This is a genomic window from Clostridium sp. OF09-36, from assembly GCF_003481985.1.
Lineage (GTDB): Bacteria > Bacillota > Clostridia > Lachnospirales > Lachnospiraceae > Brotaphodocola.
The window spans coordinates 252736-273557 of the sequence record NZ_QUMD01000001.1 but is presented as its reverse complement, the minus strand read 5'-3'; the positions used below and the strand labels follow the sequence as shown (position 1 = coordinate 273557).

At 50.6% G+C, this 20822-nt stretch carries 21 protein-coding genes; 14 read left to right on the top strand and 7 right to left on the bottom strand.

What is annotated here, in order from left to right:
* The first annotated feature begins 100 nt into the window (after window positions 1-100).
* Genes glf through DXA97_RS01275 form a run of 4 tightly spaced genes read left to right on the top strand, consistent with a single transcriptional unit; the run spans window position 101 to window position 4127 of the window.
* Window positions 101-1204, top strand: coding sequence for a UDP-galactopyranose mutase (gene glf, locus DXA97_RS01290; protein WP_118718372.1), 1104 nt, complete (start codon window positions 101-103; stop codon window positions 1202-1204).
* 2 nt (window positions 1205-1206) lie between these two features.
* Window positions 1207-2196 (top strand): glycosyltransferase family 8 protein, encoded by a 990-nt coding sequence (locus DXA97_RS01285; protein WP_243107502.1) that lies wholly within the window; start codon window positions 1207-1209, stop codon window positions 2194-2196.
* A gap of 3 nt (window positions 2197-2199) precedes the next feature.
* Complete coding sequence (locus DXA97_RS01280) at window positions 2200-3234, top strand: glycosyltransferase family 2 protein (protein ID WP_118718288.1); 1035 nt, start codon at window positions 2200-2202, stop codon at window positions 3232-3234.
* Window positions 3235-3236: 2 nt separating this feature from the next.
* Window positions 3237-4127, top strand: coding sequence for a glycosyltransferase family 2 protein (locus DXA97_RS01275; RefSeq protein WP_182436764.1), 891 nt, complete (start codon window positions 3237-3239; stop codon window positions 4125-4127).
* Between the two features lie 173 nt (window positions 4128-4300).
* Here DXA97_RS01275 and DXA97_RS01270 read toward each other — a convergent pair whose 3' ends face one another.
* The 4 genes from DXA97_RS01270 to DXA97_RS01255 form a co-directional block, all read right to left on the bottom strand.
* The gene (locus tag DXA97_RS01270) at window positions 4301-4843 is read right to left on the bottom strand and encodes an NADH peroxidase (protein WP_118531709.1); all 543 of its coding nucleotides are present in this window, start codon (window positions 4841-4843) and stop codon (window positions 4301-4303) included.
* 197 nt (window positions 4844-5040) lie between these two features.
* On the bottom strand, window positions 5041-5436 hold the full coding sequence (locus tag DXA97_RS01265) for a transcriptional repressor (RefSeq protein WP_118718286.1): 396 nt from the start codon (window positions 5434-5436) through the stop codon (window positions 5041-5043).
* 88 nt (window positions 5437-5524) lie between these two features.
* Window positions 5525-6457 carry a LysR family transcriptional regulator gene (locus DXA97_RS01260; protein ID WP_118718285.1) on the bottom strand — a complete coding sequence of 311 codons (933 nt, stop codon included), beginning with the start codon at window positions 6455-6457 and terminating at the stop codon, window positions 5525-5527.
* Window positions 6450-7202, bottom strand: coding sequence for a phosphatase (locus tag DXA97_RS01255; protein WP_347561410.1), 753 nt, complete (start codon window positions 7200-7202; stop codon window positions 6450-6452). The genes DXA97_RS01260 and DXA97_RS01255 overlap by 8 nt, the downstream gene beginning before the upstream one ends.
* 207 nt (window positions 7203-7409) lie before the next feature.
* Here DXA97_RS01255 and DXA97_RS01250 point away from each other — a divergent pair, with 207 nt between their 5' ends.
* From DXA97_RS01250 to DXA97_RS01205, 10 genes are all read left to right on the top strand, one after another.
* Window positions 7410-8135, top strand: coding sequence for a S1 RNA-binding domain-containing protein (locus tag DXA97_RS01250; protein WP_118541319.1), 726 nt, complete (start codon window positions 7410-7412; stop codon window positions 8133-8135).
* A 43-nt stretch (window positions 8136-8178) separates the two neighbouring features.
* Window positions 8179-8841 (top strand): GTP pyrophosphokinase family protein, encoded by a 663-nt coding sequence (locus DXA97_RS01245; RefSeq protein ID WP_118541321.1) that lies wholly within the window; start codon window positions 8179-8181, stop codon window positions 8839-8841.
* Between the two features lie 3 nt (window positions 8842-8844).
* Window positions 8845-10647 carry a glycerophosphodiester phosphodiesterase gene (locus DXA97_RS01240; RefSeq protein WP_118718284.1) on the top strand — a complete coding sequence of 601 codons (1803 nt, stop codon included), beginning with the start codon at window positions 8845-8847 and terminating at the stop codon, window positions 10645-10647.
* 82 nt (window positions 10648-10729) lie between these two features.
* Window positions 10730-11188 (top strand): D-aminoacyl-tRNA deacylase, encoded by a 459-nt coding sequence (dtd, locus tag DXA97_RS01235; protein WP_118718283.1) that lies wholly within the window; start codon window positions 10730-10732, stop codon window positions 11186-11188.
* Between the two features lie 65 nt (window positions 11189-11253).
* A complete protein-coding gene (locus DXA97_RS01230; RefSeq protein ID WP_118718282.1) occupies window positions 11254-12654 on the top strand; it encodes an aminopeptidase in 1401 nt (466 codons plus the stop codon).
* A gap of 156 nt (window positions 12655-12810) precedes the next feature.
* A complete protein-coding gene (gene tig, locus DXA97_RS01225) occupies window positions 12811-13872 on the top strand; it encodes a trigger factor (protein ID WP_182436763.1) in 1062 nt (353 codons plus the stop codon).
* A gap of 84 nt (window positions 13873-13956) precedes the next feature.
* Window positions 13957-14544 carry a xanthine phosphoribosyltransferase gene (locus DXA97_RS01220; protein ID WP_118541331.1) on the top strand — a complete coding sequence of 196 codons (588 nt, stop codon included), beginning with the start codon at window positions 13957-13959 and terminating at the stop codon, window positions 14542-14544.
* Window positions 14541-15335, top strand: coding sequence for an HAD family hydrolase (locus tag DXA97_RS01215; protein WP_118541333.1), 795 nt, complete (start codon window positions 14541-14543; stop codon window positions 15333-15335). Before DXA97_RS01220 ends, DXA97_RS01215 begins: the two co-directional genes overlap by 4 nt.
* 89 nt (window positions 15336-15424) lie before the next feature.
* Window positions 15425-17863 carry a hydroxymethylbilane synthase gene (hemC, locus tag DXA97_RS01210; RefSeq protein ID WP_118718280.1) on the top strand — a complete coding sequence of 813 codons (2439 nt, stop codon included), beginning with the start codon at window positions 15425-15427 and terminating at the stop codon, window positions 17861-17863.
* A 166-nt stretch (window positions 17864-18029) separates the two neighbouring features.
* Window positions 18030-18554 (top strand): bifunctional precorrin-2 dehydrogenase/sirohydrochlorin ferrochelatase, encoded by a 525-nt coding sequence (locus DXA97_RS01205; RefSeq protein WP_243107501.1) that lies wholly within the window; start codon window positions 18030-18032, stop codon window positions 18552-18554.
* Window positions 18555-18599: 45 nt separating this feature from the next.
* Here DXA97_RS01205 and DXA97_RS01200 read toward each other — a convergent pair whose 3' ends face one another.
* The 3 genes from DXA97_RS01200 to DXA97_RS01190 all read right to left on the bottom strand — a co-directional run bounded on the left by DXA97_RS01200 (window position 18600) and on the right by DXA97_RS01190 (window position 20619).
* Entirely contained in the window at window positions 18600-18806 is a 207-nt protein-coding gene (locus DXA97_RS01200) for a hypothetical protein (protein WP_118718279.1), read from the bottom strand.
* Between the two features lie 50 nt (window positions 18807-18856).
* Entirely contained in the window at window positions 18857-19129 is a 273-nt protein-coding gene (locus DXA97_RS01195; protein WP_118718278.1) for a LysE family transporter, read from the bottom strand.
* A gap of 77 nt (window positions 19130-19206) precedes the next feature.
* A complete protein-coding gene (locus DXA97_RS01190; RefSeq protein WP_347561409.1) occupies window positions 19207-20619 on the bottom strand; it encodes an alanine/glycine:cation symporter family protein in 1413 nt (470 codons plus the stop codon).
* Between the last annotated feature and the right edge of the window lie 203 nt (window positions 20620-20822).

The window sequence follows — 20822 nt, the reverse complement described above, 5'->3', positions numbered from 1 at the left end:
TGGCAGTTTCCAGAGAAAAATGAAACTGTCGCTGCTGTTTGCGCAGCATGTGAACAGCAACAAACTATCAGATCAAAAGAAAGACAAGGTGGATTTTACTATGAAAAAATATGATTATGTACTGGTAGGAAGCGGACTTTACGCAGGTGTCTGGGCTTATGAGGCAAAAAAGCGAGGAAAAACCTGTCTGGTTGTGGAAAAACGCGATCACATCGGCGGAAATGTGTATTGTGAGGATGTCGAGGGCATTCATGTGCACCGCTATGGCGCCCACATTTTCCATACCAGTGACCGCCAGGTGTGGGACTATGTGAATGGGCTAGCGGAGTTTAACCGTTATACCAACAGCCCGGTTGCAAATTACAAGGGCGAGATGTACAACATGCCGTTTAACATGAATACCTTCAGCAAGATGTGGGGCATCAGCACTCCGGCGGAGGCGAAGGCTATCATCGAGGAGCAGAAGACGGCAGTGACCGGGGAGCCGAAGAACCTGGAGGAGCAGGCCATCAGCTTGGTTGGAACCGACATCTACCAGAAGCTGGTGAAGGGCTATACGGAGAAACAGTGGGGAAGAGACTGCAAGGACCTTCCGGCTTTTATCATCCGTAGACTGCCGGTGCGTTTTACTTACGATAACAACTACTTTAATGACCTGTACCAGGGTATCCCGATCGGCGGTTATAATGTGATCATCAACAAGCTGTTTGAAGGCTGCGATATTGAGACCGGCGTGGATTATCTGGAGCATAAGGAGCATTACGATGCGCTTGGCGAAACCGTGGTGTATACCGGAACCATCGATGCGTATTACCAGTATCAGTTCGGCAAGCTGGAGTACCGGTGCCTGCGTTTTGAGTCGGAGGTGCTTGACGAGGAGAATCACCAGGGCGTTGCGGTGCTCAACTATACAGACCGTGAGACTCCGTATACCCGTGTGATCGAGCATAAGCATTTTGAGTTTGGAACGCAGCCAAAGACTGTGATCACCAGAGAGTATCCGGCTGACTGGAAAGAGGGCATGGAGGCATATTATCCGGTGAATGACGAGAAGAACCAGGCATTGTACCAGCAGTATGCGGCTCTGGCGGAGAAGGAAGCACATGTGATCTTCGGCGGCCGCCTGGCAGAGTATAAGTACTATGACATGGATAAGGTTATTGCTTCTGCGCTGAAGCGCACGAAAGAGTGCATGGGAGAATAAAGATGGACCGGGAATGTATGAATGTGGTTTACGCCTCGAATGATGCTTACGCAAGGCATTTAGGCACGTCAATGTACTCGCTGCTTGACCAGAACCGGGACTTTGCAGAGATTACGGTTTATGTCCTGACACTGGGCCTTTCCAGGGAAAACCAGGAGCGGTTAGAGGAGATCGCAGCGCATTTTGGGCGGGAACTGGTCTGCGTTAACATGGATGACCTGCGGGAGCGGATCGGCTATGAGGTGGATACCGGTGGTTTCGATATCAGTGTTATGCTGCGCCTGTTTATGGGCGATATGCTTCCGGAGTCCGTGAAGCGGGTGCTGTATCTGGACTGCGATACGGTGGTGCTCCAGTCTTTAAAGCATCTGTGGAAGGAAAATCTGGAGGGGAACATCGTTGGAGCCGTGATGGAGCCGACGATCTACCAGGCGGTGAAGGAATCCATTGACCTGGACGAGGAAAATCCGTACTATAATTCCGGCGTTCTTCTGGTTGATTTAAAAAAATGGCGCGAAGAAGGAGTTCAGAAAAAACTTCTGGAGTTTTGGAAGAGCAAAGGCGGAAAGCTGTTTGCCAGCGACCAGGATGTGATTAATGGCACGCTGAAAGGGCAGATCCATACGCTGATGCCGCGCTACAATTTCTTCACCAACTATCGCTACTTTTCGTACCGGGAGCTGGTGCGCCAGGGAAAAACGTATAAGGCAGTCACACCGAGAGAGCTGCAGATCGCGAAAAAGCATCCGTCGATCATCCATTACATGGGTGATGAGCGGCCATGGATCGCGGGAAACTTTAACCATTACCGCAGGGCCTACGAGTTGTATCTGGCAAAGACTCCGTGGGCAGGAGCCGTGAAGGAAGAGGGAAAGCGGATGTATATGCTGGCTTACCATATGCTGGATTATGCGACAGCCGTTTGCCCGCCGGTGCGGCGGATGGTGAGCCGGAAGCTGGGAATGAAACTTGTGGAAAATCGGAGGAAATAATAAATGATTACGGTTTTGATGGCAACATATCAGGGAAAGCAGTATCTGGAGCAGCAGCTGGATTCGATTCTGGCGCAGACGGTTCCGGTAAAGATCCTGATCTCCGACGATGGTTCCGATGACGGAACCCGGGAAATGTTAAACGATTATGCCGGATGGTATCCGAAACAGGTCTTTTTACACCACAGAACGGAGCATACAGGCGGTGCTGCCGGAAACTTTTTCTGGCTGATGAAAGAAGCCCTGAAGGATGAAAAAAACGAATACATTTTCTTCAGTGACCAGGATGATGTATGGGAAAACAACAAGGTAAAGGTCATGCTGCACCGGATGCGGGTGCTGGAAAAGGGACTGGGAAAGCAGTGTCCGATTCTTTTGTACTCGGATATGGAAGTGGTGGATGAGGACATGTACGAGATCCATGAGAGCTTTGCAGGCTATACGCATCAGAATCCGGACCGGAACAGCTTTGCAGAGCTTCTGGTGGAAAATCAGGTGACCGGTGGCGCTTCGATGATCAATCGTGCCCTTCTTGAGCGCTGTGCGAAGGAGCCGGAAATCTGCTGTATGCATGACTGGTGGATCGCGCTTACCGCCTCCTGCTTTGGTGTGATTGAATTTATACCGAGGGCTTTATCCAAATACCGCCAGCATGGAAATAATGTATTGGGCGCAAAGGATGCAGGTAGTTTTGAGGAGATGCAGGCCCGCCTCGGTCGCGGGGAAGAGGTGGAGCGGAATTACCGCCGGATGCTGAATCAGGGCATTGCGTTTGGCCGCATGTTCTGGAAAGAGATGGATAAGGGCGAGCGCATGACACTTCGAGCCTTTTTGGCACTCCCATACCAGTCTGTGGCAGGTCGCCTGAAAAATATCCGTTATAATCATTTTTATAAGAATTCCATGCTGCAGACCCTGGCGATGTGCGTAACGATCCCGAAAGCGGAGAAAATGCGCCAGCCGAAAGTGGATGAGGAAAACGCAGAAAATCCCGAAACAAAGGAGTGGGCGCAGTGGCCGGAAAAGTCGGGAGTATGAGTATGCGACTAAGTTGTGTGATCTTAAATTATAATGATGCAGAGACAACGGAAAAACTGGTAAGGTTAATTGCAGATTACGAGTGTTTGCATCAGATTATTGTGGTGGATAATGCTTCTACAGACGATTCGCTGGAGAGGCTGAAACAGTTGGAAGGGCAGGAAAACTGCAGCCAGACTAAGAAAATCAAAATCCTGATTGCGCAAAAAAATGGCGGTTACGGTTCCGGCAACAACACCGGTGTCCGTTATGCGGTAGAGAAGGGCGGTGCCACCCATGTGCTGATCGCAAATCCGGATGTGGTATTTTCCGAGCAGTCTTTAAAAGCAATGCTGGCAGTATTTGCCCGTCATCCGGAGGTGGGGATTGTGACGACCCGGATTCACGATGCCCGCTATCCGGATTTAAAAAATGGATGGCCGCTCCGAAGCTTTACACGGGAGCTTCTCAGCATGGGACCGGTGAGCAGACGCCTGTTTGGCAGGTCATTTGATTACCCGGATTCTTACTTCCAGGGCAGGAATGCGGTATATGTGGGAGCCGTGCACGGTTCCATGCTAATGGTGGACGGAGAGAAATTTCTGGAAGCCGGAGGCTACGATAAAGGAATCTTTCTCTATGAGGAGGAGCAGGTTCTGGGCCGCAGGATGCAGCAGGCGGGATACCGCAGTGTGCTGCTGTTAAACCAGCATTATGACCACGAACATTCCACATCCATTAGCAAATCCTTTTCCGATGCCATGAAACGCCAGAAAATCCGGGAAGAGAGTACGCTGTATTACATGAAGCGGTATCTGAATGTTTCACCATGGCAGGAGTATCTGGCGAAGCTGTGGTTTGCGGGAATACGCTTGGAGATGAGGGTGGCAAAATTCATAGGAATTCAAAGCTAAAGCAGCGAAGACTGTCATAGAATCAGACGGTCTTCGTTTTTTATTGCACATTTTTATCTGCCCTGTAACGGCCTGAACCAGAGAAAGAAGAACGCCAGAACCGGTATGCCCGATTCTGGCGTTCTTTGATCAGTGACTTATTTTGCAGCCCATATATGCGGATGCTTTATTGATTAACCAAAGTATCTCTTTAACAGACCCTCAAATGCCTTCCCGTGTCTTGCTTCGTCTCTTGCCATCTCATGAACGGTGTCATGGATTGCATCGAGGTTTGCAGCTTTTGCTCTCTTAGCCAGGTCGAACTTGCCTTCGGTTGCGCCATGCTCAGCAGCAACGCGCATCTCCAGGTTTTTCTTGGTGGAGTCGGTTACAACCTCGCCTAACAGCTCTGCGAATTTTGCAGCATGCTCAGCTTCCTCATAAGCTGCCTTCTCCCAGTAAAGGCCGATCTCCGGGTAGCCTTCTCTGTGTGCAACTCTTGCCATAGCCAGGTACATACCAACCTCAGAGCACTCACCCTCGAAGTTTGCACGCAGGTCTGCTAAGATATCTTCGCTGACACCCTGTGCAACGCCTACTACATGCTCAGCAGCCCAGGTCATCTCGCCAGCCTGCTCTTTAAATTTGGAAGCCGGTGCCTTACATACCGGGCAGAACTCCGGTGCAGCATCTCCCTCATAAACGTAACCACATACAGTACAAACCCATTTCTTCATAACTCAGTTCTCCTTTACATGTGAATTTTGTAATTATCCAGCTGTTTTTTGGCTGGAGGTTTTATTGTGTTGAGAGATTCCGGCACTGACCTGCCGGGATCTCTCAGTGAAGCTCGAAATTTTCAGAACCTGCCGGGAAATTGTCCAGTCAGGTACAAAACGGTAATACGCATTTGCGATTCAGATACGGTTTGGTATTAATGCTGTACCTGTTTCAGGCACTCTGCGCAGCGTCCAAAAAAGAATACGGTGTGCGCGTCCACTTCGCCTGCGGTGCAAGCCTGCGCTTTCTGGTCAATATCGGAAAGTGGCTCCATGGGGAGATCGATGACAGCACCGCAGCTTCTGCATACAAAGTGATAATGCAGGCTGGTGTCTCCGTCGAAGTGGTCCTTGCCATCACCAAAGGTGAGCTTCTGGACTTCCCCTAACGCTACAAGGAGGTTTAAGTTCCGGTAGACAGTGCCAAGGCTGATGTTCGGGAATTCCTCGCGAATACTTGCGTATACGGCGTCTGCAGTCGGATGATCTTTGCGGTTCATGAGACTAGCTTTGATGGATTCCCTCTGACGGCTGTATTTTAATGTTTTCATCGCGGCTCCTTTCATCAATAAATAATAGTAATGATTACTATGATTGTATTATAGCAAATACGGAGCAGACTGTCAAGTCTTTTTTTCCTTAAATCATTTCTTTTGCGGTTTGTATGAATTCTTTGGTTGCCTGCGACATATAATGACCTTTGTGGTAACCGATAGCTAAAACTCCGTGCGCTTTGGAATAGTCCAGGGAGTAGAAGTTTAACGCAGACTTGGCTTTTTCCTGCGATTCCTCCTGGCCGGAGATGAACATACGCGGATAAAAGGTAATACCCATGCCTTTTTCGGCCAGAGCCAGGACTGTCTGGATATTCTCGGTCTCCAGCACGATATCCGGTGTGATCTGGGCTTCCTCAAACATCTCGTCCGCAATGGTCCGGACACGGTTTCCCTTGTTGATCAGAAGAAATGGGCAGTTTGCCAGAAGCTTTAAGTCGGTATGTTCGGAAAGCTGGGCTTTGATCTCTTTTAAGCGCCCCGGAAATGCATGTTCCAGAACGCTGTCCGGGACGGCGAGCAGGATCTCCTCTTCGCAGATCGGTACGGTTTCGACATTTTCTACTTTAAATGGAAGCATGTCGATGATCAGGTCGATGTTGCCGTGCAGAAGGTCGTCTGCCAGTTCGGAGGAATTGCCCTCGACCAGCTTTAAGTCGATGTTCGGAAAACGATCCTTAAATACAGGCAGGATTTCCGGCAGAATGACACGGCCACGGGTATGGGAAAGTCCAAGTGTCAGCTGACCAACCGAGAAGTCTTTGATATCGGCGAGCTGCCGGTAGGTCTCGTCGCGCAGCTCCAGCATCTGCTTTGCCTTTTCCTTTAAAGCCTGGCCTGCGTAGGTCAGGGTCAGGGGTGTGGTGCGGTTGAAGAGGATGACATCGAACTCTTTTTCCATATTGGAAATATGGTTGCTTAAGGACTGCTGGGAGATGAAAAGCTTTTTGGCTGCTTTGGTAAAATTCAGTTCCTCGGCGGCAACCAGAAAATATTCCAGGTTTAAAAAGTTAATCATGGATGTTACCTCCAAGATAAAGTGTCTGGTTTAGGTAAGGAATATATTGTGCCGCCTTTTCTATCGAAGAATTGACAACGAGCTCCTCCGGAAAATCAATCTCGTGAAGCAGTTCCCAGGCACGGATGTGGTTGCCGACGTCGGCATCACTGTGTGCATCGCTGTCGAGAATGACGGATACCCTGTGGCGGCGGCACAGCTCCAGCATGGTGATATAGTTTTCCTTTGCGTTCAGGCGGTGGCACTGCGGATGCAGGGAACTGGAATTGACTTCGAGAAGTACGTGGTTCTCCTTTGCGGCGCAGACCAGGGTCTCGTAATCGACTGGGAAACGTCCGTCGTCCGGGTGGCCGATGATCTGAACAGCCGGATTTTTCATGGCGCCCAGGTAGGCAGCCGTGTTCTGGGCAACGGTGCCGCTGGTATAGCAGGGATCGTGGATGCTGGCAATGGCAAAGTCCAGCCCGTTCACATAGCGGGGTTCTAAGTCAATGTTCCCCTCATAGTCGATGATGTTCAGCTCACAGCCCAGCATCAGCTTAACGCCGAACTGCTGCCTTGGGACGACCTTGAAGTTAATAAAATAAAAGGGGTGGCAGGCACCCGGGATGCGCGGGGCATGCTCGGTGATGCCAAGAAGTTTCACACCTTTTTCGGATGCAGAGCGGAGCATTTCCTGCATGGTATTGTAGGCGTGTCCGCTCATGATCGTATGGGTATGAAGATCTAAAATATCGTGGATCATAGTGTAAGTTCTCCTGATAAAATATGACATGGATGTAATCAAAATAAGCCTGCCGGATCCGGGCAGGACGGTCCGGTTCCAACATGAAAATTATAACACGCTTTTCGGGAGAAAACCAGAAAACTATAGCAAATTGACAGGAAATATGGTAAAGTGGGTAGTAGTATTGAGACGTTCCCAGAGGGAACGGGAAAAGGAGTAAACATCATGAGCGAAGTAAAAGAAACAATGGAAGATTTTGCCAGCGAGCTGGAGGCATCTTATAAGGAATATGACGCACGCCGCAGTAATGCATATCAGGATCAGGAAGGTCCGGACGCAGAGAAGTGGGCAGAGCTTGCACAGCAGATGCAGGATAAAACCGTATTAAAGGTAAAAGTAAAAGAGGCTGTCAAAGGCGGTTTGGTTGCATTTGTCGACGATATTCAGGGCTTTATCCCGGCATCCCAGGCAGCAGATCACTATGTTGAGAAGCTGGAAGATCTGGTAGGCCAGCACCTCGAGGTGGTTCCGATCACGGTAGATATGGAGAAAAAGAGACTGGTTCTTTCCGCAAGAGCAGTCCTGGAGGAGAAAAAGGCAGCAGAGCGTGCAGAGAAACTTGCTGCTGTTGAAGTTGGTTCTGTTGTGAATGGTACCGTAGACAGCTTAAAGGACTACGGTGCATTCATCAATCTGGAGAATGGTTTGAGCGGACTCTTACACGTTTCCCAGATCAGCAACCAGCGCATCAAACATCCGGGCGTAGTATTAAAAGAGGGTCAGAACGTGACCGTAAAGGTTACCGGCGTAAAAGACGGCAAGATCAGCCTCAGCATGAAAGCTCTGACTGCAGACGGCGAGCCGGAAGAGCCGGTAGAAAAATTCGACTACAAAGAGACCGGCGAGGCAACGACTGGTTTAGGCGCATTGCTGCAGGGCCTGAAGTTCTAAGATTTTTTCCGGCTGCAGCGCATCAATCAAAGGAGGGATAGGGTTGGTATATATCCCAAATGCCTACAGTCAGCTGGATCAATGGAATTCTGTCATGTTTCTGTACGAATCGGCACTGAAGGCAATCAACACCAAAATTGAGATCTTAAACGAAGAGTTCATCCATATGTATGGGCATACGCCCATCGAACACATCAAATCCAGGGTCAAGACTCCGGACAGCATCGTCAAGAAAATGAAGCGCAATGGCTATGAGGTCACCATTGAAAACATGGTAGAGAAACTCAGTGACATTGCGGGAATCCGCATCATCTGTTCTTTTAACCAGGATATTTACCAGATCGCGGACATGATCGCCAGACAAAAAGACGTTACGGTTCTTTATGTGAAGGATTACATCCGCAAACCCAAGCCAAACGGCTACAAAAGTTATCACATGGTGGTGACGATCCCCATTTATCTCACGGAAGGTCCGGTGGAAACCAAGGTGGAAATCCAGATCCGCACGATCGCGCAGGATTTCTGGGCCAGCCTGGAGCACAAGATCTATTATAAGTTTGAAGGAAGCGGTCCGGATTCGCTGCAGGCTGAGCTGAAGGCATGCGCCGATATGGTCGATATGCTGGATGCAAAGATGTTTTCTTTGAACCAGTCGATCCTGGAGACCAGAAAGGCCCAGGAGGACGAACCGGAGCCGAAAGAGTAATCTATGAAGAGATTGACAAAAGATACCTGGCAGATCATACGGCAGAACTGGAAAAATATTCTTTTGTTCGAGCTTTTATACCGTGGAATCACAACACCGGTCTATATGCGGCTTGTCAGCCGCGGGATCCGGCTTGCGCTGAAGGCGGCAGGCTACAGCTATCTGACACCGGCTAATATCGGAAACTTCCTGATACGGCCGGTGACGCTGCTGATATTTGCCGCGGTGGCGTTTGCCGGGATCCTGCTGCTGTCGCTGGAGACGGCCGGACTGATTACTGCATTTCAGGGGTCAGCCTATTATCAGAAGCTGACCCCTTTGCATATTTTGTGGGGCGGGATCCAGAAATTAAAGGATGAGATATTAAAGAGAAACTGGCGTTTGCCGCTTTTGGTGACAGCCCAGTATCTGTTGATCCATCTGCCGTTTATTTTGCGGACGATCGTCCGCTATAAGCCGGCCAATTTTATTTTCCAGGAGCTGAAAAAGCAGCCGGTCGCAGTGGCATTTTTGCTGATCCTGCTGCTGTTTGGGATACTGGCGCTCATTCCAAGGTGTCTCACGGCTTACGGCTGTATGATCGAGCAAAAGCATTTTCACAGCGGGGTAGTGCGGAGCTGGCAGATGACCCACAAGCGGAAATGGAAGATCGCTTCGCTTGCCATGTTCTGGGAGCTTGTGGTGATCGCGTTTGCCATAGCGGTGTATGCGGCTTCCGTCTGCATTGCTGCAATTTGTGCGGTACGTTTTTTCAGGCAGAGCCTGTCTATGGCGATCCTCCTTTCCGCGGCTGGCCGGCTGGAGACCGGAATCATCTATCTGGCTTCGATTTTTGCAACTGTGGCGGTGTATGCGGCACTTTCCGTGGCTTATTACCAGTATAGAAACCGCCGGTTCCACACAGAACGATGGGACTTTGGTTATCCGGCAAAGGGAAGCATAAACCGCAAAACACTGGTGATTGTCCTGACCGCGGCAGTCTGTGTCGGAATGTTTTATATCTATGATCTGGTCCGCAACGGCTCGGAGCTTTCCGAAGAGCTTCTCATCGAAACGGAGATCACGGCGCACCGCGGAAGCTCGGTCACTGCACCGGAAAACACCATTCCGGCGCTTGAGGCAGCCATGGAGGAAATGGCAGACAGTGCGGAGATCGACGTACAGATGACCTCAGACGGGGTGATCGTTCTGGGGCACGATGCCAGCTTGAAGCGGGTGGCAGGGGTGAACCGGTCGATCGCATCGATGACCTTTGCGGAGCTGGAAAAGCTGGATGTGGGCTCCTGGTTTTCACCGGAATATGAGGGCACCAGGATTCCGTCACTTAGCGAGGTGCTGGAGCTGTGCAGCCAGAAGATTGGTCTGAATGTCGAGATCAAATATGTAGGAAAAAACAGCGAGCTGCCGGAAAAAACGGCGGAGATGATCAAAGAATACGGAATGGAGAACCAGTGCGTGATCACTTCCACCAACCTGTCTTACTTAAAGCGGGTGAAGGAGGTGCTGCCGGAGATCCGTACCGGATACATTATCTCTGCGGCTTACGGAAATTTTTATTCCAATGAGGATGTCGATTTTATCAGCATCCGTTCCGGTTTTGTGACCTCTGCCTTGATGCAGAATGCGCATGAACAAGGTAAGGCAGTCTATGCATGGACGGTCAATACCAAGAGCGAACTGGAGCGGCTGACCCTTCTCGGGGTAGACGGCATTATCACAGATCGTCCGGTGCTGGCGAGGGAGATCGTCTACCGGGAAGAGGCAACGGAATCCCTGCTGGAGTATTTGAAGCTGGTATTACGCTAGAATGGTGCCGGGCGATGCTTCAGACTAGAGAATAGAATACAGAACAACGGTGAATCGAAAACCATTACAACAGGAGAATACTATGCGTGTAGTTTTACAGAGAGTGACACAGGCCAGTGTCAAGGTCGACGGTGAGGTCATCGGGGCGATCGGAAACGGATTTCTGATCCTTCTTGGCGTGTCTGATGAGGACAATGAGACGGTAGCCGATAAAATGGCAGATAAGATCTGCAAGCTTCGGATCTTTGCCGATGAAAACGGGAAAACAAACCTGTCCCTGACCGATGTAGGCGGGGAGCTTTTAGTGGTCAGCCAGTTTACTTTGTATGCGGACTGCCATAAGGGGAATCGGCCGAGCTTTATCAAGGCGGGGGCGCCGGATAAGGCAAACCAGCTTTATGAGTATTTTGTGGAGCGCTGCAGGCAGTATGTTCCGAAGGTGGAGCATGGAAGCTTTGGCGCAGACATGAAGGTAGAATTGTTAAATGACGGGCCGTTTACGCTGGTGCTGGATGCCGATGAAAACGGCATTCATGCGTAGATGAAAGAAAAAGTGATTCTTGTTCACGCGTTGCGCAAACAGGAACAGAAGAAGGAGCAGACATCATGAGTAAAAAAGAGAAATCCGCAGGAAAGCTGTTAGAAGAGCAGCTGACATTTTCTTTCCCACATATCGGAAAGGAAGCACCAAAGCAGGTGGACGAGTCAGCAGCGTTCTGCGAAGGATACAAAGCATTTTTGAATGAAGGAAAGACCGAGCGCGAGTGCGTAGAGGCCGCGGTAAACCGCCTGGAAGCAGCAGGTTACCATGCCATTGACTTTACAAAGCAGTACCAGCCGGGGGATAAGGTATACTTCATCAACCGCAAAAAAGCGATCATCATGACAACCTTTGGTGAAAAGCCGGTAAAGGAAGGTGTCCGCATCAATGGCGCACACATCGATTCCCCGCGTCTGGACTTAAAACCGAATCCGGTTTATGAGAAAACGGATATTGCTTATTTCAAGACCCATTATTACGGCGGAATCCGTAAATACCAGTGGGGAACCACCCCGCTTGCCATGCACGGCGTGGTCATTAAGAAGAACGGCGAGACCGTAAAAATTTCAATTGGTGAAGAAGAAGGCGATCCGGTATTCTGCGTCAGTGACCTGCTCCCGCACCTGGCAGCAAAGCAGAATGAGCGCAAGCTAAGCGAAGGCTTAAAGGGAGAAGAACTGAATGTGATCATCAGTTCCATTCCGTTCGTGGATGACAGCGTAAAAGAGCCGGTGAAGCTGATGGCATTAAAGCTCTTAAATGAGAAATATGGTATTACCGAGGCAGACTTTTACCGGGCTGAGATCGTCATGGTCCCGGCATACAAGGCTGCCGATATCGGCCTGGACCGCAGCATGGTCGGTGCTTACGGACAGGATGACCGCGTCTGCGCTTATACGGCGCTGATGGCAGAAATACAGGCACAGCGCCCGGAATACACCACGGTAACGGCGCTGGTTGACAAGGAGGAGATCGGCTCCGAGGGCAACACCGGCATGAATTCCGATTTCTTAAAGCATTATCTGGAGCGTCTGGCCCAGATGCAGGGGGCAGATGTCAAGGATCTGTGCGAGCACGCACTTTGCCTTTCTTCCGATGTCAACGCGGCTTACGACCCGACCTTTGCGGATGTGTATGAGGCGAATAACTCCTGCTACATCAACAAGGGCTGTGTCCTGACCAAGTACACCGGAGCACGCGGAAAGTCTGGCTCCAACGATGCCAGCGCAGAGACCATGGCAAAGGTGATCGGAATCATGGAAGAAAACGGAGTGTACTGGCAGGCCGGTGAGCTTGGTGCGGTAGACCAGGGTGGCGGTGGAACCATCGCCAAGTATGTAGCGCATATGAACATCGATGTGGTGGATCTGGGTGTGCCGATTCTCTCCATGCATGCGCCGTTTGAGCTTTCCTCCAAGCTGGATGTATACAATACATACAAAGCGTTCTGCGCGTTTTATAAATAGGGAATGCGTGTCACTTACGGCTGCTGGGGATGCTTGTGCAAACAGCAGCCGTCTGTCTAAAAAAATGATAAAATTATAAGGAAATGCTTTTTTTCATGCCTGCGATATGTTATAACTGTAGGAAATATTGAGAAAGACAAAATGAGGACAAGAATTATGAGAAAACATGTGAAACTGACCCTTTGCTGTGCGGCAGCAGTACTTCTGGCGGCAGGCTGCGGCAAAAAGTCAGATACAACTGAGACAACCACTGCAGCAAGCGAGACCCAGGCTGAGATCACCGACAAGGGTGAAGTAACAAAGCTTGGCGAATACAAGGGTGTTGAGGTGACGAAGGCAGATACTGCCGTAACCGATGAGGAAGTGGAAGCCCGCATCCAGAATATCCTGGCAGCAAACCCGGAGATCATTGAGATCACCGACCGCCCGGCCCAGGAAGGCGATACGGTAAATATTGATTATGTAGGCATGAAGGACGGCGAGGCATTCGACGGCGGAACTGCAGAGGGGTATGACTTAGAGCTTGGCTCCGGTACCTTTATCGATGGCTTTGAGGACGGTCTGATCGGTGCCACTACCGGGGAAGAGCGCAGCCTGAACCTGACCTTCCCGGAAAATTACGGCAATGCAGATCTGGCCGGACAGGCGGTTGTATTTGATGTAACCGTAAACAAGATCGAAGAAAAGAAATCAGCTGTTTTAGACGATGCGTTTGTACAGCGTGTTTCTGATTTCTCCACGGTCGATGAGTTCCGTGCCGACACCCTTTCCACTCTTCAGAGTGAGAAGGAGCAGAATGCCGAGCAGCAGCTGCAGAACGATGCGTTCCAGGTAGCTATGGACAATTCTGAATTCAGTGTGAACGAGGCAGCAGTAGACCAGTTATACGAAAACCAGCTCAGCTACTACGAAAATATGTTCTCCTATTATGGCTTTACCCTGGAGAGCTATGCAGAGATGAGCGGAATGACCGAAGACGAGTTTAAAGACCAGTTAAGAAAGGATTCGGAAAACGGAATTAAGCAGCAGCTTCTGATCGACGCCATTGCAGAGAAGGAAGGTCTCACGATCGAGGATGCTGACCGTGAGAACATTGCACAGCAGTATGGAAGTGATCTAAAGACCCTGCAGGATACTTACGGGGAGGATGGCATCGACGAGAGAGCCATGATTTATAAGGTAATTGAATTTATTGCTGATAATGCAGTAGTAAAATAAATAGTTATCTGTGTGAATGGTAACAGAAAAAGTTACAGGGAAAAATAAAAGAGACAACCAGAAAAATACAAGGGGGATATCCAGATGCAGCTCTTAAAGGACAGAATCCGTAAGGATGGAAAGATTAAAGCAGGAAACGTATTAAAGGTAGACAGTTTTTTGAATCACCAGATGGACACCGATCTTTTCGTGGAGATCGGTAAGGAGTTCAAGCGCAGATTTGCGGATTGTGAGATCAACAAGATCCTCACCATCGAGGCATCCGGAATCGGCATTGCCTGCGTGGTTGCACAGCAGTTTCATGTGCCGGTGGTATTCGCGAAGAAAACAAAGACCAAGAATATCGCCGGAGATGTTTACACCAGCAAGGTAGAATCCTATACCCATGGACGTGTTTACGATATCATTGTTTCCAAGGAGTTCCTTGGAAAAGGCGATAAGGTTCTTCTGATCGATGATTTCCTGGCAAACGGAAAGGCCCTGGAGGGACTGGCTGCCCTGGTTGAGGCATCCGGCGCAGAGTTAGTAGGAGCTGGCATTGTCATCGAAAAAGGCTTCCAGGTAGGCGGAGACATCATCCGTTCTAAGGGAATCCGTCTGGAATCCCTTGCGATCGTTGACAGTATGGATGAAAAAACGGGCACGATCGTGTTCCGCGGAGATGAAGCGTGAGTAAGAGAAAAGCGTTATTTTTTGACATTGACGGAACGTTACTCAGTGAAGTAACAAAAACGGTTCCAGAGAGTGCCAAGAAAGCCATTTCCATTGCCCGCTCACTGGGACATCTGGTTTTTATCAACACCGGGCGTTCCTACGGGGAAACGGAGCAAATCCACAATATTGCCGAGGCAGATGGCTGGCTTTGCGGCTGCGGAACCTATGTGGAATCCGAAGGCAACATTCTCTTAAACCGGCTGATGCCAGCTGCCCAGGTCCGGCGCATTGCCAGACTTGCGGTAGATTCTGACGCGGATATCTTCCTGGAGGGACCGGGAACCTGTTATTACTGCAGCGCTTCCGGCCGTATGCCGTTTGGGCAGCAGCTCCGCAGTAATTTCGGAAAGCTGGTGGAGTGGATTGCGCCGGAAGCGGTAGATGAGGAAGTAAATAAGTTCTGTGTGCTGACCGACGGGCAGAGTGACCGGACCGGCTTTTTCCGGAACCTGGATCTGGATATTTCTGTGATCGACCGGGGAGACGGCTTTTATGAGTGTGTTCCGGAGGGCTTCAGCAAGGCAACTGCCATTGACGTGGTATTAAAGCATTACGGACTGACGCTTGAGGATGCTTATGTATTCGGCGACAGCACCAACGACATGGCCATGTTTGAGCATGTGCCGAATGCAGTGCTTATGGGAAAACATAGCCCGGAGCTGGAGCCGTATGCCAGTTTTCTGACGAAAACCGTGGAGCAGGACGGCATCTGGTATGCCATGGAGAAGCTTGGATTACTACAGGAATAAAAGCCGTGACTGTGCGGGAAATCCGCCGTTGTCTGCGCTGTGCGTGAGTGGCAACACAAAAAGTGAATGAGAAATCAGAGGAATTGTAAATGAATAACAACACATTGCGGATCGGAACAAGAAAGAGCCGGTTGGCAATGGTCCAGACGGAAATTGTGCGGGAAGTGATTCTGGCACATTTTCCATTTTTAGAGATCGAAATTGTGCCGATGAGCACGAAGGGAGATAAGATCCTGGACCGTTCGCTGACCAGCTTTGGTGGAAAAGGAGTCTTCACTAAGGAACTGGAGGAAGCACTCCTGGAAGGAAAAATCGATATGGCAGTCCACAGTGCCAAGGATATGCCGATGGAATTTCCAAAAGGACTGGCTCTTGGAGCAGTGCTTTCACGGGAGGATGCGTCCGATGTGCTGGTCACGACAACCGGCACTCCGGCCCGGAAACTGGCGCCGGGAAGTGTAATTGGAACCAGCTCCCTGCGTAGACAGATCCAGATTCAGCAGATGAACCCGCAGGTGCAGGTGAAGCTGCTGCGCGGAAATGTACAGACCCGGCTGGAAAAGTTAAAGAGCGGGCAGTATGACGGGATTTTGCTGGCTGCAGCGGGGTTGAAGCGTCTGGAGATCGAGGGGAAAAAACTGAGTGCGGGAAGTGAGGCTGCGGATACCCTGTATTTTGAGCATCTTGACCGGGAACAGTTTGTGCCGGCAGCAGGGCAGGGAATCCTGGCAGTGGAAATCCGGGAAGGAGAGCTGGCAGAGATCATGCAGGCCATCCATTCTGTGGAGACAGAGGCGGAGCTTACGGCAGAGCGGGAGTTTCTGACAATCCTGGGCGGTGGCTGCAATGCCCCGTGCGGAGCGCACTGCAGGCTGGATAGAAAAGCCGGTGAGCTGACGATGCATGTGATGTATGCACAGGACGGCGTGCACCCGCAGTACCGGAGCCAGAGCTGTGTGCTGGAGGCAGAACCTCTCGATTGTGCGAAAAAGCTGGCTCACGACCTGACGGTTGCGGTCCGCTGCAAACCGGTCTATCTGGTTGGTGCAGGACCGGGAGATGCCGGCCTTTTTACGAAAAAAGGGCTGGATTGCGTTCGGAAAGCCGATGTGATCGTTTACGACAACCTGATCTCCGGTTCTATTTTAAATGAGGCCCGGCTGGATGCAGAGCTGATCTATGCAGGCAAACGTTCCGGTCATCACCACATGCGCCAGGAGGAGATTTCTGCGCTGCTGGTGGAAAAGGCGCTGGAAGGGAAAGCAGTTGTCCGCTTAAAGGGCGGCGATCCCTTTATTTTCGGGCGCGGTGGAGAGGAAGCACTGGAGCTTGCGAAAAGAAAGATTCCGTTTGAGATCGTACCTGGTGTGTCATCTTCCTACAGTGTACCGGCTTATGCGGGAATCCCGGTGACACACCGCGGCCTGGCTTCTTCTTTCCATGTGATCACCGGACATGAGGATATCAGCAAGGAAGAGTCTGCACTGGATTACCGGACCCTTGCAAAGGAAGAGGGAACGCTGGTTTTCCTCATGGGATTGAAAAATCTGGATAAGATCGCCTCAAATCTGATTGCTAATGGAAAAGACCCGAAAACACCGGCTGCCGTCCTGGAGCGAGGGACCACGGCAGCCCAGAAAAGCGTGAAGGCCGATCTGGCCCATATCGCAGAGACGGCAGAGCGTGCCGGTTTAAAAACCCCGGCGATTTCCGTGATAGGCCCGGTAGTGGACTTAAAGGATTCCCTTTCCTGGTTTGGAAAAGGGGCTCTTTCCGGAAAACGGATCCTGGTGACCGGAACCAGAGGCTTTGCAAAAGAGATGGAAGATACGGTTCATCCGCTTGGAGCGGAGCTGATCGCATTAAGCCTGATCGAAACAAGACCACTGTGGAATGAACAGATTGAGCAGGCGCTTAGGAAAATCGGAACTTACCAGTGGATCGTGTTCACCAGTGGAAATGGAGTGGATATCTTCTTTGAGATGTTAAGAAAACAGGGGATTGACCTGCGCAGCCTCATGAATGTAAAGTTCGCAGTCATTGGACGGAAAACATCGGAGGCACTTTTACGCCATGGTTTCCAGAGTGATTTTGTGCCGGAAAGCTTTTCCGGGGCGGATCTGGCAGCAGAGTGGATCCCGGCCTTAAAGCCGGAGGAAACGGTTGCCTTATTCCGCGCTGAACGCGGCTCTGTGGTACTGCCGCAGGCACTGGCAAAGGCAGGAATTGCATACGATGATATCGGCTGTTATGAAACCTGGACCGACCTGCGACGCGCAGAAGAATTAAACCGGGTGATCCGGGAGGTGGACTATGTGACCGTAGCAAGCAGCTCTGCGGCCCAGGCGCTGGCTGCAATGCTGGAGCAGGAGGTGAAGGTGCAGATGACTGCAAAGCTCATTTCCATCGGCCCCTCTACCACAAAAACACTTCAGGAACTGGGACTTCCGGTTTACGCAGATGCGGTGGAGTATACAGCGGAGGGCATGGCGGCCGTGATGCAGGCAGATGTGGAAGGCATGCTGTAAGCTGTCTGAAACAAAAAACAGCAGCTGCAGGGACAGCGGTTATAGAATTCCGGCAGCTGCTGGCTGTGCAGCGTGGAAAGAGCAACACGGAGGGAACGATGGTCTGTCAGGTGGCTGCATGGCACACTCGTTTGCAGGACGCGGAAACAGTAACATGGAGGAAAAGATGGGATATGATACAGGATATTTCCCGCTATTTGTAGATTTGCGCGGGAAAAAGATACTGATTGCAGGAGCCGGGAAGATTGCGGCCCGGCGCGCCACGGCTTTGGTGGAATTTGGCGCGGATGTGACGGTGGTGGCACCGGAGGAAAATAATGAGTTTTCAGACCAATCAGACAAGAATCAACAATCCATCGGGGAATGTAGAATCGTTCCGGTTCCGGCACTTGCGGAGAAAGGACTTCTGACCTGGAAACGCCGCGTTTTTACAGAACAGGATCTGGAACAGGCATTTCTGGTTATTGCAGCAACCAATAACTCGGCTGTGAACGATGAAATTGCACGTCTTTGCCATGAACGCGGCATTCCGGTCAACCATGCCGGTGACCAGAACCAGTGTGATTTCCAGTTTCCTGCCATTGTGCGAAACGATTTGGTTGTGATCGGGATCAATGCAGGTGGGAAGAATCATGGTCTGGTGAAGAGGGTGGCTGCCGGATTGCGGGAGTGGATTACAACACACCTATGATCCGCAGCGAACACCACACCAGCAGCAATGCCATAACAGCGTTCATCAGCTATAGCAGCTGGTGTAGAACCGCTTCAGCACATTTCCCGCAAAGGCCCAGATCAGATTTCCGAGTGCGCCAAGGACCATCAGATAAACGGCAAAGAAAAAGAGCATGTAACTTCTGGATTCGTAAGGCAGGATGTACGCGGAAAACATGGTAAGTCCGTAAATGATGATCTTTACATTGACTAATTGCAGGAAAAAGCCCATCAGCCAGGTGGGCTTTTTCTCCTGCGTCTGGCCGGAGGGCGGACGCCGCTTTAAAGTCTGCCAGGCAGATACAAAATATAGGCAGCTCCCAGATACTTCATCACAGGCTGGATTCCCGGGATCACCGTGCCGAGCGTGCTGCAAAAAAGCCCGGAAAGGCACATCAGCGTGAGGGAACCGCTCCAGATGCCTGTCATAAAACGCAGATTGCCGGACACCCCGTACTTGCTTGCCGTGGAAAGCAACAGGATATTGTTGGGGCCCGGTGACCACACGGTGAGAATGGCGGAAATGGTCATCTCGATCAGGACAGACAGCGGCATGAATGATTCCCCCTTTTTTCTTGAATCTCTATAAATTCTGTATTTATAAACTTTATAATTGTTTCATATTCTAGTAATTACTGCAAATGTTTCTTCTCTTCATACTGCTTCAACAATTCCAGTGCTTCTTTTGACATCGGATACAGTACTGCAATGTTAAACAGTGTCATAAGTCCGATTCCTACATCGCCCAGATCCCAGACAACCGTATACTGCTCAAGGCCACCGATAAACAGCATGATGAGAGCCAGCACCTTGTAGGCAGTCTGATAACACCAGCGGTTTCCAAAGAGGTATGCCACGTTGGAACGGGCGTAGAAGAGAATGCCGATGAAGGTGGAGAAGCTGAACAAAGCCAGGGTCACTGCAATAAAAATGACACCGGCATATCCCAGGTGGTACTGCATGGCGGTCTGCAGGAGATCCATGCCGGTAAGGCCGCCTGTCAGCTCTTCCGGAACCAGCAGCATGATCATGGCAGTGCAGCTGCAGATTACAAGGGTGTCAATCAGAACGCCAAGCGACTGGGTCAGACCGGTATGGACCGGATCTTTGCTCTGGGCGGCGGCAGCCGCGCAGGGAGCGGAGCCGGAACCAGCTTCATTGGAAAACAGACCGCGCTTGACCCCGTTCATAAGAACAGCTCCGAAACCGCCGGATACCGCTTGACGCATGCCGAAGGCCTCTGAAAAGATACGGCTGAATACGGACGGAAGCTTTGGCAGATTGACCAGGATGATGAACAATGTAAGCAGGAAAAAACCAACCGCCATGATCGGAACCATAATATCCAGAACTTTTATGGTTGCGTTTTTCCGAAGCACAATGACTGCAGCCAGTAATACCAGAAGGATCGTGGTGACGATAGGCGGAATCCGGAATGCGTTGGCAAAAGCAGAGCTTACGGAATTGCTGATTACCTGGCTGATGCCGCACCAGCAGATCAGGCCGGAGATGGCAAATAGGGAGGCAGTCAGGGAATGTCTGAGGGTTTTTCCGGTTTTTGCTTCGACAAAATGGTGAATGTAGTAAGCCGGTCCTCCGTGATAGCCGCCGTAAAGAGGGTCCGGTTCTTTGTATTTTTGTGCCAGAGCAGCTTCTACAAAGGCAGTAGAAGCACCGAGAAGGGCAGTCACCCACATCCAGAATACGGCACCGGCACCACCCAGGGAAACTGCAGCTACGACGCCTACCAGATTTCCCATGCCAACACGGGTGGCAGTGGAGATGATGAGCGTCTGAAATGAGGACAGGCTGTCCGGCGTTTCTTTTTTCTCTTTCAGGGCTTTCATCATGTCAGAGAACAGGCGAACCGGAAGCAGCCGGGTACGGATGGTAAAGTAGACTCCGGCCGGGATGAGCAGCAGAAGCATCAGGGAGATGCCCACAGAGCTTCCCATGACCGGAAGGGTAAACAGATCACCCCACAAAAAGGCATAAACGGTTTCAATGAGCTTTGTAATCAATGGTAAAAATCCTTTCTGAATCATGTTTTGGCAGCTGCGCAGGGAGGCGCAGCTGCTGTAATGGCTCTATTATATAATTTGTAGCGCAGTTTGTAAATCCGGAAGTCATTCTTGTTTTTTGCACAGCGGGTTGCTACAATATGGATAAAAGGAAACTGTTCAGCAGACCTGTGCCTTTGCTGCACGGATATGCGGATGAACAGTTACGATAAAAGCAGAATGTCAGG